A 14,710-nucleotide genomic window follows, 5' to 3' on the forward strand; every position below is an offset into this window, starting at 1 on the left:
GGTCCCCGCGCGAGGCCCGGCGGCCGCGTCAGTAGCGGATACGGGGATTGAGGGCGGCATAGGAGAGGTCGACGGCCAGGTTCACGAGGGTGCAGATCGCCGTGTACACGAGCACCGCGGTCTGAATCACCGAATAGTCCCGCTGCAAGATCGCGTCGACCGCGACGCGGGCCATGCCCGGGATGTTGAAGATGACCTCGACGACAAACGCGCCGGTGATGGCATAGCCGAAGGCCAGCCCGATCGTCGTCACAATCGGCAGCGCGGCGTTGCGCATCACGTGCCGCGCGAGAATGCCGCCGGCGGGCAGCCCCTTGCTGCGGGCCGTACGGACGTAGTCCTCGGTCAAGACCTGCCGGACGCTTGCCCGGCTGATTCGCGTGATATAGGCGACCGGCGCGGCGGCCAGGGCGGCCACGGGCAGCGCGTAATCGGCGGGATGACCCCATCCCGCGACCGGCAGGAGGCGCCAGCGCAGCGCAAACAGCAGCACCAGCCCGGCGGCGACGACGAAACTGGGGACCGACAGCCCGGCGAGGACGCCGAGCTGGATCAGGCGGTCGGCGAGCGAGCGGCGGAACACCGCGGCGCACACGCCGAGTGCGATCCCGCAGACGGCGGCCGCGGCGACGGCCAGCGCGGCGAGCCGGAGGCTGATCGGCAGGGTCTGCCGCACGATGTCGGCGACCCGCCGGTCCGGATTGATGTACGAGACCCCAAAGTCGAAGCGCGCGGCGTGCGCGACGTAGGCGGCGAACTGCGCCGCGAGCGGCCGGTCGAGCCCCAGCTCGTGACGCAGATGGGCGGCCGCCGAGGGCGTGTAGTGGTCGGCCAGGAGGACCTGGACGGGATCGCCGGGCGCGTAATGCCCGGCCAGAAAGATGAGGAGGGCCGTCCCCAGGAGCAGCGGCACCATGAGCGCGACACGGTACGCGAGATACCGAAGCACCCGGGGACGGCCGAGGACCCTGTTACTTCTGGATGCTCACCGTGTTGAACTTCAAGTATCCGGACAGCGCCCCCGTGGTCTGCAGCCCCTGCACGTAGGGCTTCTTCAACAGCGCGAACTGCGTGAACACCATCGGAATCATCGCTCCCTCCTCGACGGCGAGCGCCTCCGCCTTGTGGTACAGCGCCGTGCGCGCCGCGTCGGTCGCGGCCGCGTTGGCCTGATCGACCAGCCGGTCGAACTCCGGGTTCGCGTAGCTCACCCGGTCGAGCGGCGACTTGCTGTACAGCAGCAGGTCGAGGTAGTCGCTGTAGTCCAGGTAGTCCGCCGCCCACCCGGTCATGAACGACGCGAATACGGTGCGCCGGTTCATCCCCTGCTGGAAGCTCGCGAACTCCGCCCGCTGCAGCCGCACGTCGACGCCGAGATTCTCCTTCAGCATCGCCGCGGTCGCCTCGGCGGCCATCTGATAGTCCCCCGCGATCGGGTTGATCGCCATCGTGAGCGGGGGCAGCTTGCCGGTCATCCCCGCCTCGTCCAGCAGCTTCTTGGCCTGCGCGGGATTGTAGGGCAGGCCCTTATACCCGCTGTAGAATCCCGGGATGCCCGGCGGCACAATGGACGCCGCCGGCTGGTAGAAGCCGAAGAAGACCGTGCGCGCGATCTTCGCCTTGTCGATCGCGAGGGCAAACGCGCGGCGCACCCGCGCGTCCTTGAACGGCTCGTAGACGCGGGGGTTGGGGCCGAGCCAGATGATCTGGGCCCGCGGGAACACCAGCAGCTCCTTGCCCATCACCGCATCCGACTTGATCCGCTGAAAGTCGGCGAGCGGCACCGCCACGAGGTCCAGCTGGCCGGCCTGGTACTCCGACAGACGCGTCTGGGCCTGCGTCACGACCGGCATCTCGACGCCCGAGATCTTCGGCGCGCCGAGGAAGTACCGCGGGTCGCGCGCCATCGAGACGTGGTCGTTGTGCGCCCATTCGCGCATCGTGAAGGGTCCCGATCCGGCGTCGTGCGCCGCGAACCACGACTTGCCGCCGCGCTCGACGACGTCGCGGTCCAGCACGACCGCCGCGTAGTACGCGAGGCGGTTCAAGAAGCCGCCGCGCGAGTTGGGGTTGAGGACGATTTGCAGCGTCAGCGGATCGACCACCTTGATGCCGGCGAGCCCGCCGCCGCCGCTCTGCTGGGCGTCGTATCCGGCGACGCCGCCGACCACGACGTCGCCGACCTCGGTCTTGACCGCCGGATCGCCCATGCGCTCGAAGGACCACTTCCAGTCGGCGGCCGTCACCTTTCGGCCGCTGTGGAAGTACACGTTGTCGCGGAGGTGGAACGTATAGACGAGGCCGTTCGGCGACACGTCCCAGCTCTTCGCGGCCTCGGGCACGAGCCGGCCGGCGCCGTCGAATCCGACGAGCGTGTTGTACATCAGAAGCGTGAGATCGCCGGACGAAAAGTCCGTCGCGAAATACGGGTCGATCGTGGGCGGCTCGCCGCCGAGCGGCGTGCGGAACACGCCGGCGGCCTGCCCCGCCGCGGGCGACGGGCCCCATCCACCGGCCAGCGCGCCGAGCAGCGCCGCGGCAACCATCAGAGCGGTGAACCCTCGATACACGGACATCCCCTCCCCCTTCTGGATCATGACGAACGGGTGCCGGCGAGCACCTGCTCGCCGTGTTTTACGGTCCGGAGATAGTCGAGCACTTCCGCCGCCGGCACGACGTCGGCGTACTTCATGTGCAGATCGAACAGCGTGACCTTATGCGAAGTGATGCCGCGGTCGCACACGGCCTCCTGCGGCACGATGACCCGGAAGCTGTAGTTGAAGGCGTCCAGCGCCGTGTCGCGGACGCAGCCGCTCGTCACGGTGCCGGTGACGATGACCGTGTCGACGGTGTGGAAGATGAGATAGCTCACGAGGTCCGTGCCGAAGAACGCGCTCGGCGCCGCCTTCACGACCACCGGCTCGGTCGGCAGCGGCGCGAGCTCCGGCACGATCTCGTAGGCCGCGGGGTCCGCCATGATCGGGCGCACGTTGGCCGCGGTCGTCTTCCAGCGGCCGCGTTCGGCGGGGATCGAGCGCCGCGCGCCCTTCGAGAAGAACACCGGGCACTCCGCGGCGCGCGCGGCCGCGAGCAGCGTTTGAATGGCGCGGACGGTCGCGGGGGCCGAGGGACTGCTGTACGGATACGCCGGATCGACGAAGGCGCGGTACATGTCCACGACCAGCAGCGCCGGCCGGCGGCCGTACCCGACCGACCCGCCCCACCCGCCGCGCTCGTACAGCGCCTGCTCCTCTTTCGGCACCACGTCGTCCCAGATCGCCATGATCCACCTCGTCTTTATGCCGTCGTGCGCCAGGTCTCGAGCAGCGGATGCGTCACGCCCGCGCCGGCGGCGAGTGATGCGATCTCCGCCCACATCTCCGACGACACCATCAGGCCGCGTGCGGCGCTGCGGCGCTTGCGCGCCGCGCTGCCCTCGCCGGGCAGGTGAATCGCGTCGACGCCGGGGCGCCGCGGGCCGGACGTGATCTCCTCGGCGAGGCCGGCGAGGCTTTGCTCGTACGTCTCCATCGGCAGGAACGCCTCGACGTCGATCGCGCCGACGAAATTCGCCGACGATTCGGGCGGCCAGATCCCGGCGAGCACGCCGCACAAAATCTCCAGGGCCACGGCCAGCGCGTACCCCTTGTGCCCGCCCAGCGGGGCGAGCGTGCCGTGAGGCGGCAGCGCCTGGCGGGGGTCCCGGGTCGGAGCGCCGCCCGCGTCGAACGCCCAGCCCTCCGGCAGCAGCGCCCCGACTTTCTGGGCGAGCAAGACGTTGCCGCGGGCGCCCTGCGTCGTCGAGATGTCCACGACCACGGGCGGGCCGTCACCGCGCGGGAACCCGATCGCGAGCGGGTTGGTGCCGAAGATCGGCCTCGTCCCGCCCCACGGGGCGACCCAGGAGGATTTCGGGTTGCCGGCGCACGCGATGAGCCCGATCGTGCCCGCGGCCGCCGCGGCTTCAACGTACGCGCCCAGCCGTCCGATGTGGTTCGTGTTGCGGACGACGGCCACGCACACGCCCGAACGCTTCGCGCGCTCGACGCAGCGGGCCATCGCGTCCGCGGCCGCGACGTGGCCCCAGCCGTTGTGCGCGTCGAGCACAAGGACGGCGCCGCCGTCGCGCTCGACCGTCACCGAGGTGGGCGAGGTGATCTCGCCCCGCCGCGCCCACGTCACGTAGGCCGGGATGCGCACCAATCCCTGCGACCGGTTCTCGCGCTCCTCGGCGTCGACGACGTGCGCCGCGACGACGCCCGCCTCGTCCTCCGCCACACCCGCCGCGGCCAGCACCGCCCGCAGCAGCGCCGTGAGGTCGCCGGACGCGATCGGACCGATCTCAGCCACCGCCGGCTACCACCACCGGACCGGACACTGGTTCAGGCGCTCGACGCCGGATGCCGTGACGACCCAGTCGTCCTCCCAGCACGCGGTGCCGAAGCCCTCGCGCACGAGCATCGGCTCGAACGCGAAGACCATATTTTGCTCGAGGCGCGCGGGGTTGCCCGGCGCAAACGCCGGCAGGTCCTGCACCGCCGCGCCGACCCCGTGGCCGCGGAAGTAGAGGTAGTCGGCGTAGCCGGCCTCCTCGGCGCGGGCGATCGCGATCTTCGCCAGGTCGGCGATGACCGCCCCGGGACGCGCGGCCGCCATGACCTCCTCGACAATGCCGATCTGCGTCTCCATGAAGCGCCGCTGCTCCACGGTCGGCTCGCCGCAGACGCGCTGGCGCGACGCGTCGCTGTAATAGCCCATGTAGCGCGCGCCGGCGTCCATGTAGACCATGTCGCCGGGACGCACCTGATAGCCCGTCGGCGCCATGTGCTTGAATCCCGACCGCGCTCCCGCGCACACGGAGATCGCGAACGCCGGATGCTCGGCGCCGCCGCTGAACATCGCCCGGTTCGCCTCGCCGGCTAGCTCGAACTCCGTGATCCCCGCCCGCACCGCGTCCATCGCCGCGGCCAGGCCGGCGTCGGCCAGCCGGCACGCGCGGCGGATCACCTCGATCTCGCGGTCGCTCTTGAGCGCCCGCATCTCGCGCAGCATCGGGCCGGCCTCGACGACGCGCGCCTTCGGAAACGTCTCCGTGAGAAACCGCGCGAGGGGGCCGCTCGAGTCGCCGACGATCCCGATCGTTCCGCGCGCGCACCCGCGCTCGGTGATGAAGTCCTCCACGTGGTCGAGGACCGTGGCCGGGCTCGCCGCGCCCGTGACCGTCCGGGGCGCCGCCGCGCAGCGCACGTCTTCGATCCAGCAGTCCTGAATGCCGGAGTGCATCGGCTCGCCGTGCATCACCGCGTTGGTGGTGAATCCCGGCGGACCGTCGCGCGGCACGACCAGCATGCTGTCGCCGCCGTAGAAGTCCTCGAAGTTCGTGAGATAGCGGATGTTCGTCCCGTCCGAGCGGTTGCCGAGAACGACAAGACAGTCGAGATCCTGCCCGCCCATCCGCTCGGCGAGCCGCCGCAGCCGCTCCCGGTATTCCCCGACGGGAAACGGCAGGTTCATCCACGGCGCGCGGTCCGCGAATGAGTACGGCACGCGCCCCCACCCGTACGGCATCGCGGGCCGGCCTTTAGCGCTCATCGCCGCCTCCGGGCGCCGCGTCGTCCGGGCCCGCGTCGGGCGGCGTGGCGACGCCCTTCAATCCGGTGCCGGTCAGCGCGACCACCGTCGTCGCTCCGGCGGAGAGCACACCCTCCGCCAGCAGGCGGTCCGCGGCGGCGGCCGCCACGGCCGCGGTGGGCTCGACAAAGAGGCCCCGGCCGGCGAGATGGAACCAGCCGGCGTAGATCTCCGCCTCGCTCACGGTCACGATGTCGCCGCCGCTCTCGCGCACGGCGGCGAGGATCTGGCGGTCGCGGGGCGGCCGCTGAATCCGGATGCCCTCGGCCATGCTGTCCTTCAGCGGGAAATCGACGTCCTCGGTGCTCTCCCGGCCCCCGCGCAGCGCGTAGTGCAGCGGCGCGCAGTTCGCGCCCTGCACGCCGAAGATCCGCGGGAGACGCTCGATCTGGCCGGCCGCCCGCAGCGCGCGGAACCCGAGTGCCGCGCCGAGCAGCAGGGTACCGGCGCCCACCGGGACGACGACGGAGTCGGGAGCGCGCCCGCCGAGCTGCTCCCAGATCTCGAACCCGAACGTCTGCGTGCCGGCGAGAAAATACGGCGACCACAGATGGCTCGCGTAGAACGCGCCGTCGGAGGCGGCCTCCGCGGCGCGCGAGACGTCCGCCCGGGTCCCTTCGATCAGCACGAGCCGGGCGCCGTGACTGCGGATCTGCCGCGTCTTTGCCGGCGAGGTCGTCGCCGGAATGTAGAGGTCGCACGTAATCCCGGCGGCCGAGAAGTACGCGGCCATCGACGCGCCGGCGTTTCCGGACGAGTCTTCCACCGCGCGCTGCACGCCGAGCGCCGCGAGACAGCTGACCAGCACCGTCGAGCCCCGGTCCTTGAACGATCCCGTAGGGGACAAAAACTCGAGTTTGTACTTGAGACCGGTGCCGCGCCGGGCGTCGATGAGCGGCGTGCCGCCCTCGCCGAGCGTGACGATGGCCTCGTCGGGCAGCGAGGGCAGCGCCTCGCGGTACCGCCACACGCCGGGCGCGCGGCCGGCGAATGCCTCGGGACGGAAGCCGGCGGCGCCGGCGAGGTCGAGGGGACCGCCGCACTCGCACCGCCACGTGTCGCGCGATGCTGGGTAGGTACGGCCGCACCGGCTGCAGCGCAGGTCGGGTAGTCGTACGGCGGTTGATGCCCGCGGCTGGACCTTCGCCATCCCGGCTGGTTCACGCTCCTCACGCGGCGTCGGATATCCGGCGCGGATGTCCGTTACCAAATTGCGAAGAAATTCTCAATCCGGGAACACGGACAGAACGTATGATACGACGAGCCCACAGGGGAATCCTCGTCCGACGGCCTCCCGAACGGCTGCGGGGGTGGACGGCTAGTGCGGGCGGCGCAGCGGCCGGGCCGAACGCCGGCGCAGCTTCCGGTACAAGGTGGACAGGCTGATGCCGAGCGCCCGAGCGGCGCGGCGCTTTCCCGCCCCCGAGGTCCCGTAGCGCGCGAGCGCGTCGTTGATCAGCTGGCGTTCGGCATCGCCAAGCGTGGGCGGCGAAGGACGGATGGAGGACCGTCCGGCGCCGGCCTCGCGGAGCACGATGAGGATTCCGGCGGCCCGCCCTCCCCTCCGCAGCGGACTGCTCGTCTCGAGAAACCGGAACCGCTGCCCGTGACGCTCGAAGGCCACGTCGCGGGTCTGAGGGCCGGATAGGTCCGCGAGCGTTTCGGCGGGCGCGTACCAGTGCCCAAGCACCTGGCCGGTCAGGTCCATCTCCGCGCGCAACATCGCGAGCGCCGTGTGGTTGCAGTACAGGACGACGCCCCGCGCGTCCACGGCCAGCAGGCCGTCCGGCAGAGACTCGAGCACCGCGGCTTCCACGCGCTCGGTCCGGCCCGCGGACGGCGCCATCGCGCGCCATCCTGCCGCCCCGCGCAGCGGCTCGGACACCGCCGCGACGAGATCGGTGATCTCTCGGGGGCGGGCCCGCAGGGATTCCGCCTGCCCCGCCAGGACCGGCAGAAGCCCGATCGCTCCAACGACATCGCCCGCCGCGACGATCGGACACGCGACGATGGGACCCGGGCGGCCGGACGCGGCGGCGCCGGCCCACGCCGGCAGCCTTGTCCGCATGCAGGCGACGTAGAGCGCCGGCTCCGGCGGCGTGCTCGACCGCTCCGGCGCCGTTCCGGAGGAGGCCAGCCGTACGAGATCGCGGTCGACCACCTCGACGCCCGCATGGAGCACGGCGGCAAGCATGTCGGCCATCCGCTGCGCCGACTCCCGCGCATCGATCGGGATCGCCTCCGCGCGCGCGCCGTCGCCGCGGCGCGATCCGGTCACCGGCACGGCCTCAGGACCACTCGACGAGGCGGTAGTGCTCGCGGGTCCAGCGCGTCAGCTGGGTCCCCTGCCTGGCGCGAACGGCGGCGAACGTCGCGTCGCCCTCCTGCAAGGCACGGATCCGCTCGCGTTCGCGGAGATCCGCGTAGGTACATTCCCAGATCACGTCGGCGGCGCCGGCCGGATCGATCCCCGCTTCCCCGGTCACCGGCACCCAGATCTGTCCCGGGGGTACCCCCAGTTCCGCCAGACGCCGGGACGCCTCGATCCGCGTGTCGAGCACGCGCTCGCGCAGACCGGGCTTCGCCGCATAGCGCTGATGGACCAGGATCATTCGTCGCCTCCGTCGTGTCGGGTCGCGGCCACAGCCCGCGGCCGAGCGATTGCGCCGCGGGCGTCCCGTCTGCGCGGGACGAGCGGCCGCTCGGGGGGTTCCGATCCCGATCCCTCGGAGTCCTGCCCTGCGGCAGGGCAGGGAGACACGTGGGGCTCGGCCAAATGCCAGACGCCTGGAGGTGCAGCCGCCGATGCCGCGCGTCCCCTACGACCTGGAATCCCGCCGCCCGTATCTCGCGCAGGCGTTCAGCGACGCCGAGTACGACCGGCGCGTCACAACTCTTCGACACGCGATGGAGCGCGAGGGACTCGACGCGCTGTGCGTCTTCGCGAGCGCGGCGTCGCCGTCCGCGATCGCGTACCTCACGAACTACACCCCGGCGTTCGGCAGCGCGTTCTGCGTGCTCCGCGCGGACGGGACCATGACCGTGATCACGGACGCCGTGCTCCACGGCGAACCGATGCACTCGATGATCTGGATGTGCCGCGTGGCGGACGTCCGGGTCGCCCTCGGCCCGGTCTACGGCGGCGCGGCCGATGAGATCGCGTCACTCGCGGCGGACGCCGTGGGGGCCGCGCAGCGTGTGGGCCTTGCCGGCGCCTCCTCCCTGCCGTACGGGCTGCACGCGGCGCTCGCCTCGCGCCTTCCGCACCTCTACCCGGCGGACCATGTGTTCGCCCGCATCCGGCTGGAGAAGAGCGACGAGGAGATCGCCGTGATGCGCCACGCGGGCGTCATCTCCGACGATGCGATGGGCGCCGTCTTCTCGGCCCTCGAGGCGGGCGTCGAAGAGACCGTCGTCGCCGCGGCCGCGGTGCAGCGGATCATCGCGCACGGCGCCCGCGAGGCGTTCGCGACCTGCGTCGTCGGGGGAGAACAGGCCGGGTTGAAGCACGGGATGCCGCGCCTGCGGCCGATGCGCGACGGCGAGAGCGTGTTCATCGACCTCGGCGCCGCCTACCACGGCTACGCCGCCGATACGAGCCGGTGCACCGCGGTGGGGCGCGCGACCGGGCGCGTGCGCGAGCTCCTCACGGTGGGCGCCGACCTGTACCACGCGGGCCTCGGCGCGATCCGGCCCGGGTGTACGATCGACGACGTCTCAAACGCGCTGCTCGCCGTCGTGCGGGGCACCCGCTACGAGCCCTATTACTGCGCCGGCGGGTTTGGCCACGGCATCGGCATGTCGGTGATCGAAGTCCCCGGCCTGTTCGCGGGCAACACGACGGAACTGCGGCCGCGCATGACCGTGGCGTACGAACCGATGGTCGTGGTGGAAGGCCTCGGCACCGGCGTGGTCGAGGACACGCTGCTGATTACGGAGACCGGATACGAGCGCCTGACCAACTATCCGGTCATGACCTGGTCGTAGCGGCCGGCGCCGGATGTCGCCAGGCGAGGAAAAGCCCTCCGCCGGCCCCGGCGTCTATTTGGAGCGGCTCACGTGGCCCGAGGCGGCCGCGCTGTTCGGCCGCGACCCGCTGATCGTACTGCCGATCGGCGCGGCGGCCAAGGAACACGGCCCGCACCTCCCGCTGGGCACCGATCGCCTCCTCGCCGACCATCTCGCGGCGCGGATCGCCGAGCGCGTCCCCGCGATCGTCGCCCCGACCGTCACCTACGGCTACTACCCGTCGTTCGTGGGGTTTCCGGGCAGCACGCACCTGGAAGCGTCCACCTTCGGTGCCATGATCGGCGAGATCATCATCTCGCTCCACCGGCACGGACCGCGGCGGTTCCTCGTCCTCAACACCGGAATCTCGACCTTCCCGGTGCTCGAAGTCACGGCGCGCGACCTACGGCTCCGCTACTCCGTGCTCGTCGGCGTCACCCGAATCGAAGACCTCGGCGGCCGGGCGCTCGACGGGCTGCTCGAGCAGCCGGCGGGCAGCCACGCCGATGAATACGAAACGTCCGTGCTCCTTGCGATCGCGCCGGAGGCGGTCCGGACCGACCGCGCCGTGCGGGAGATCCCCGACCGCCCGCGGCCACGCGGCCTCTTCGTCCCGGCGCCGCTCCCGGCGCCCGGCGTCGGGAGGCCGGAGGCGACGGGGGTCTACGGCGACGCGACCCTCGCGACCCGCGAAAAAGGCGGGCGCATTCTGGCCGCGATCGTCCCGGCCCTGGTTGCCGCGGCCGAGTACGTCCGGACCGCGCCGATCGACTGGAACGCTACGTCGTCGCGGCCTGCCAGGCCTTGATGAACGCGACCGTCGCCTCGACGTAGGCGTCGAACAATTCTTTCCCCCGCTCCACCGTGCCGGCGGCCGGGTCGCCGTAGGTGATGCAGCCGTTCGACGAGATCTCGTGCACCGGCGGCAGCTTGAGGGTGACGTAGCGCAGCAGCGACGGGTCGCTCCGCACCTGCGCGAGCAGGCGTTCGCGCCAGGGGTCAAGCGTCATGCGCGGCCGCGCCACCTTGTCTCTGCGCACCAGTTCCGGCTGCTGGTAGAGCATGCTCGACGTCTCGCCGATGCCGGCGTGGATGTCGAGTTTGTCGATGTTGGCCGTCAGGTAGATCTTCCGCAGCTCGGCGATGCCGAAGACCATCGCCGACGCCGGCGTCTCGCGGGTGATGCGGTAGGCGAGGTACGTGAGGGTCGCCTCGTTGCCGCCGTGGCCGTTGGCCAGCAGGATCCGGCGAAACCCGTGCGCCGCGAGCGACTCCGCCGCCTCCATCACGACACGGCTGAACGTCTCCTCGGAGAGCGTGATCGTGCCGGGAAAGTGCATGTGGTGCGCGGACAGGGCCGGAAAGAGGATCGGCGCGCACAGCGCCTTGGCCCGGCGCGCCGCCGCGCGCGACACGGCGATCACCCCGAGCGTATCGGTCCCCATCGGAAGCGCGGGGCCGTGCTGCTCGATCGCCCCGAACGGCAGGATGACCGTATCGGTCGTCTTCAACAGCTCGCCGACCTCCGGCGACGTGAGATGTGGCAGGTAGTACGGGTCCTTGGTCTCGTGGAGATCACACATGCGACCGTCCCCCCTTTTTCGAATGCGGACGCCCCGCGGGCCGGACCGGCCGGCGTCAGTGGCGGCCGGCGTAGCGCGGATCCAGGACGCGCGACAGGAACTCGCCGACGACGTTGAACGCGATGACCGTGATCGACAGCGCCGCGGCGGGAAAGACGAGCAGCAGCGGATGGCCGTCGAGGTACTGGAAGCTCTCGTAGATCATCTGGCCCCAGCTCGGATGCGGCGGCTGGACACCGATGCCGATGAAGCTCAGCGTGGCTTCCGCGAGCACGAGGGTGCTGACGTCGAGCGTCGCGCGAACGATCAAGAGGTGCACGACGTTCGGCACGAGATGGCGGGCGAGGATGCGGGGCGTCGTCGCGCCGAGCGCGCGGGCGCCGTCCACGTAGTCCCGCTCGCGGATCGCGACCACTTCGCTGCGGATCGTACGGGCGGTCCCCGGCCACGCCGTCAGCACCAGCGCGATCACGATGTTCGTGAGGCTCGGGCCGAAGATGCCGGTGACCAGGATCGCGAGGAGAATGGTCGGAAAGCCGATCAGGAGATCCACGACGCGCATGAGCGCGTTGTCCCAGGCGCCGCCGTAGTATCCGGCGACGGTGCCCCAGGTCATACCGAGCAGCGACTCGCACGCCACCGCCGCGAAGCCGACCGACAGCGAGACGCGCGCCCCGTACACGATGCGGGTGAACGAATCGCGGCCGAACTGGTCCGTGCCGAACCAGTGCGCGGCGCCGGGCCCGCGGAACAGCGCGTCGAGGTCCTGCGCGTCGTAGGCGTAGCGGATGGCAAACGGCCCCGCCACCGCCAGCACGACCACCGCGAGCAGGAAGCCGGCGCTCGCGGCGACGAGGCGGTCCCCGCCGAGCGCCTGCCGGATCGCCTTCCGGCGCTCAGTACCGAACACGGGGATTGAGATACGCGTAGGAGACGTCCACCGCGAGGTTCACGAAGGAGAACAGGGCGGTGTAGACGAGCACGGTGGCCTGCAGCACCGTATAGTCCCGCTGGAAGATTGCGTTGACGGCGACCCGGGCGATGCCCGGCACGTTGAAGACGACCTCGACGACGAACGCGCCGACGATCGCCGTCCCGAACGCCATCCCGATGGTCGTGACCACCGGCAGCGCCGCGTTCCGCAGCACGTGGCGGAAGAGCACGCGCGGGGTGCGCAGGCCCTTGCTGCGGGCGGTGCGGACGTAGTCCTCCAGCAGCACCTGGCCGACGCTCGACCGCGCGATGCGGGTGATGAAGGCGAGCGGCGCGATCGAGAGGACTATGACCGGCAGCACGTAGTCGCTCGGGTGGCCCCACCCGGCGACGGGCAAGAGGCGAAAATGCAGCGCGAACAGATACACGAGCGCCGCGGCGGTGACGAAACTCGGCACCGAGAGGCCCAGCACCACGCCGAACTGGATCAGCCGGTCGAGCGGCCGGCCCGGCACCGTCGCCGCGACGACGCCGAGCACCGTCCCGACGACGGCGGCCGCGGCGACGGCCAGCGTCGCCAGCCGGAGGCTGATCGGCAGCGCGGTTCGCAGCAGATCGCCGACCCGCAGCCCCGGGTTCACGTACGACGTGCCGAAGCGGAACGTGGCGAGCTGCCCGAGATAGTCGACGAACTGCGCCGCAAACGGGCGATCGAGGCCGAGCTGGTGGCGCAGCACCGCGGCGGTGGCCGGCGTGTAGCGGTCGCCGAGCAGGGACTGCACCGGATCGCCCGGCGCGAGGTGTCCCGCCACAAAGATCAGCAGCGCCGCGCCGAGGAACAGCGGCACGGCCATCGCGAGGCGGTAGAGGACGTAGCGGACCACGGACCGCGGCGGGACTAGCGGGTGTGGCGGCCGGGGCCGCGGCCTCGCGCCGCGGCCCCGGAGCCGCTACTTCTCGATCGAGACGGTGTCAAACGGCAGCCAGCCGTTCACCGCGGGCGACGTACGGAGCCCCTTCACGTAGGGCTTCTTCAAGTACGCAAACTGCGTGAACATGAGCGGTACGGCCCCGACGTCCTCGATCATCAGCGCCTCCGCCTTGTGATACAGCGCGATGCGGTCGGTTTCGTTGGGCGCCGCGTTGGCCTGGTCGACCAGTTTGTCGAAGTCCGGATTGTTGTAGTTCAGCCGGTTGAGCGGCGAGGTGCTGTACAGCAAGATATCCAGGTAGTCGCTGTAGTCGAGGTAGTCCGCGGACCAGCCGCTCAGGAACGACTGGTACACGGTCCGCTTGTTCAAGTTGGTGATGAACGTCGCAAACTCCGTCCGCTCGAGCGTGGCGTCGACCCCGAGATTCTGCTTCAGCATGGCGACGGCCGGCTCGCCCTCCATTTGGGCGACGGGGCCGAACGGGTTCATCGCGATGCGGAACGGCGGCAGTTTGCCGGCCACGCCCGCCTCCTCGAGCAGCTTACGCGCGCCCGCGGGGTCGTACGGCAGGCCCTTGTAGCCGGCGTAGAACCCCGGAATCCCCGGCGGGGTGAACACGCTCGCCGGCGTGTAGAATCCGAAGAACACCGTCCGGGCGATCCGCGCCTTGTCGATCGCCATCGCGAACGCGCGGCGGACGCGGCGATCCCTGAAGGGCGCGTAGACGCGCGGATTGAGCCCCAGATAGAGGATCTGCGCGCGGGGGTACACGAGTAGTTCCTGCTTGAGCTTGGCGTCGGTACTGATGCGCTGGTAGTCGCCGAGCGGCACCAGGATAAAGTCGAGTTGCCCGGCGAGATACTCGGACAGCTGCGTGCGCGCCTCGGTCACGATCGGAATGCTGATCGCGGCGACCTTGGGGGCCCCGGCGTAGTAGCGCGGGCTGGCCGCGAGCGTGAAATGGTCGTTGTGGGCCCACTCCTTCAATATAAAGGGCCCCGTGCCGGCGTCCTGCGTCGTGTACCAGCCCTGACCCCGGGCCACCACGTCCTTGTCCATCACCACCGCGGCGTAGTAGGCGAGCCGGTTAAGGAAGCCGCCGCGGTGGGCCGGATTCAGGACGAACCGCAGCGTGGTCGGGTTGACCGCGGTGATGCCGGCGATGCCGTCGGCGCCGCTCTGGAACGCGTCGTAGCCCTGGATGCCCGAGACGACGACCGAGCCCACCGGCGACTTGAGCGCCGGGCTGCCCATCCGCTCGAACGACCACTTCCAGTCGGCGGCGGTCGCCTTGCGGCCGCTGTGGAAGTACATGTTGTCCCGCAGGTGGAAGGTGTAGACGAGGCCGTTCGGCGAGATGTCCCAGCTGCTCGCCGCCTGGGGCAGCAGCCTGCCGTTCGCGTCGAGCCCCACGAGCGTGTTGTACATCAAGAACACGACGGGCGCGGACGCCGAGTCCACCGCGTAATACGGATCCAATGTCGGCGCCTCGCCGCTGAGCGGCGTCCGGAACACCTGCGGCATCTGCGCCCTCGCCGCCGGCCACGGCCCCGCGGCCGCCACGGCAAGCAGCACCATCACACCTATTGTCATCACACGACGGATCACGCCGATCCCCCCTTC

Annotated in this window: 14 protein-coding genes; 2 read left to right on the forward strand and 12 right to left on the reverse strand. The window is 70.7% G+C overall.

Annotated features, from left to right (window positions below):
* Positions 1-28 precede the first annotated feature (28 nt).
* The 8 genes from VKT83_00805 to VKT83_00840 all read right to left on the reverse strand — a co-directional run bounded on the left by VKT83_00805 (position 29) and on the right by VKT83_00840 (position 8,243).
* Positions 29-949 (reverse strand): ABC transporter permease, encoded by a 921-nt coding sequence (locus VKT83_00805; GenBank protein ID HLY20987.1) that lies wholly within the window; start codon positions 947-949, stop codon positions 29-31.
* A gap of 22 nt (positions 950-971) precedes the next feature.
* On the reverse strand, positions 972-2,576 hold the full coding sequence (locus tag VKT83_00810; protein ID HLY20988.1) for an ABC transporter substrate-binding protein: 1,605 nt from the start codon (positions 2,574-2,576) through the stop codon (positions 972-974).
* Positions 2,577-2,593: 17 nt separating this feature from the next.
* Entirely contained in the window at positions 2,594-3,283 is a 690-nt protein-coding gene (locus tag VKT83_00815; GenBank protein ID HLY20989.1) for an isochorismatase family protein, read from the reverse strand.
* A 14-nt stretch (positions 3,284-3,297) separates the two neighbouring features.
* Complete coding sequence (locus VKT83_00820; GenBank protein HLY20990.1) at positions 3,298-4,350, reverse strand: Ldh family oxidoreductase; 1,053 nt, start codon at positions 4,348-4,350, stop codon at positions 3,298-3,300.
* A 6-nt stretch (positions 4,351-4,356) separates the two neighbouring features.
* Positions 4,357-5,592 carry a Xaa-Pro peptidase family protein gene (locus VKT83_00825; protein HLY20991.1) on the reverse strand — a complete coding sequence of 412 codons (1,236 nt, stop codon included), beginning with the start codon at positions 5,590-5,592 and terminating at the stop codon, positions 4,357-4,359.
* On the reverse strand, positions 5,582-6,781 hold the full coding sequence (locus VKT83_00830) for a threonine synthase (GenBank protein HLY20992.1): 1,200 nt from the start codon (positions 6,779-6,781) through the stop codon (positions 5,582-5,584). The genes VKT83_00825 and VKT83_00830 overlap by 11 nt, the downstream gene beginning before the upstream one ends.
* Positions 6,782-6,949: 168 nt before the next feature.
* A complete protein-coding gene (locus VKT83_00835) occupies positions 6,950-7,909 on the reverse strand; it encodes a helix-turn-helix domain-containing protein (GenBank protein ID HLY20993.1) in 960 nt (319 codons plus the stop codon).
* 10 nt (positions 7,910-7,919) lie between these two features.
* Positions 7,920-8,243, reverse strand: coding sequence for a hypothetical protein (locus VKT83_00840; GenBank protein HLY20994.1), 324 nt, complete (start codon positions 8,241-8,243; stop codon positions 7,920-7,922).
* 193 nt (positions 8,244-8,436) lie between these two features.
* Between VKT83_00840 and VKT83_00845 the strand changes: the two genes are divergently transcribed.
* Both VKT83_00845 and VKT83_00850 read left to right on the forward strand, forming a co-directional pair.
* Entirely contained in the window at positions 8,437-9,618 is a 1,182-nt protein-coding gene (locus tag VKT83_00845) for a Xaa-Pro peptidase family protein (protein HLY20995.1), read from the forward strand.
* Between the two features lie 13 nt (positions 9,619-9,631).
* Positions 9,632-10,447 carry a creatininase family protein gene (locus tag VKT83_00850; protein HLY20996.1) on the forward strand — a complete coding sequence of 272 codons (816 nt, stop codon included), beginning with the start codon at positions 9,632-9,634 and terminating at the stop codon, positions 10,445-10,447.
* On the opposite strand, the gene VKT83_00855 is transcribed toward VKT83_00850, so the two are convergent.
* From VKT83_00855 to VKT83_00870, 4 genes are all read right to left on the reverse strand, one after another.
* The gene (locus VKT83_00855) at positions 10,419-11,222 is read right to left on the reverse strand and encodes a creatininase family protein (protein HLY20997.1); all 804 of its coding nucleotides are present in this window, start codon (positions 11,220-11,222) and stop codon (positions 10,419-10,421) included. The genes VKT83_00850 and VKT83_00855 overlap by 29 nt on opposite strands.
* A 55-nt stretch (positions 11,223-11,277) precedes the next feature.
* Entirely contained in the window at positions 11,278-12,132 is an 855-nt protein-coding gene (locus VKT83_00860) for an ABC transporter permease (GenBank protein ID HLY20998.1), read from the reverse strand.
* Positions 12,119-13,039 carry an ABC transporter permease gene (locus tag VKT83_00865; GenBank protein ID HLY20999.1) on the reverse strand — a complete coding sequence of 307 codons (921 nt, stop codon included), beginning with the start codon at positions 13,037-13,039 and terminating at the stop codon, positions 12,119-12,121. The genes VKT83_00860 and VKT83_00865 overlap by 14 nt, the downstream gene beginning before the upstream one ends.
* A gap of 66 nt (positions 13,040-13,105) precedes the next feature.
* Positions 13,106-14,695 carry an ABC transporter substrate-binding protein gene (locus VKT83_00870; GenBank protein ID HLY21000.1) on the reverse strand — a complete coding sequence of 530 codons (1,590 nt, stop codon included), beginning with the start codon at positions 14,693-14,695 and terminating at the stop codon, positions 13,106-13,108.
* Between the last annotated feature and the right edge of the window lie 15 nt (positions 14,696-14,710).

Source organism: bacterium (assembly GCA_035308905.1).
GTDB lineage: Bacteria > Sysuimicrobiota > Sysuimicrobiia > Sysuimicrobiales > Segetimicrobiaceae > DASSJF01.

Bases quoted from the DNA above. Each gene is read 5' to 3' on its own strand.
- VKT83_00810 (HLY20988.1), bottom strand. From the start codon at position 2,576: ATGTCCGTGTATCGAGGGTTCACCGCTCTGATGGTTGCCGCGGCGCTG.
- VKT83_00815 (HLY20989.1), bottom strand. From the start codon at position 3,283: ATGGCGATCTGGGACGACGTGGTGCCGAAAGAGGAGCAGGCGCTGTAC.
- VKT83_00825 (HLY20991.1), bottom strand. From the start codon at position 5,592: ATGAGCGCTAAAGGCCGGCCCGCGATGCCGTACGGGTGGGGGCGCGTG.
- VKT83_00830 (HLY20992.1), bottom strand. From the start codon at position 6,781: ATGGCGAAGGTCCAGCCGCGGGCATCAACCGCCGTACGACTACCCGAC.
- VKT83_00840 (HLY20994.1), bottom strand. From the start codon at position 8,243: ATGATCCTGGTCCATCAGCGCTATGCGGCGAAGCCCGGTCTGCGCGAG.
- VKT83_00845 (HLY20995.1), top strand. From the start codon at position 8,437: ATGCCGCGCGTCCCCTACGACCTGGAATCCCGCCGCCCGTATCTCGCG.
- VKT83_00850 (HLY20996.1), top strand. From the start codon at position 9,632: ATGTCGCCAGGCGAGGAAAAGCCCTCCGCCGGCCCCGGCGTCTATTTG.
- VKT83_00855 (HLY20997.1), bottom strand. From the start codon at position 11,222: ATGTGTGATCTCCACGAGACCAAGGACCCGTACTACCTGCCACATCTC.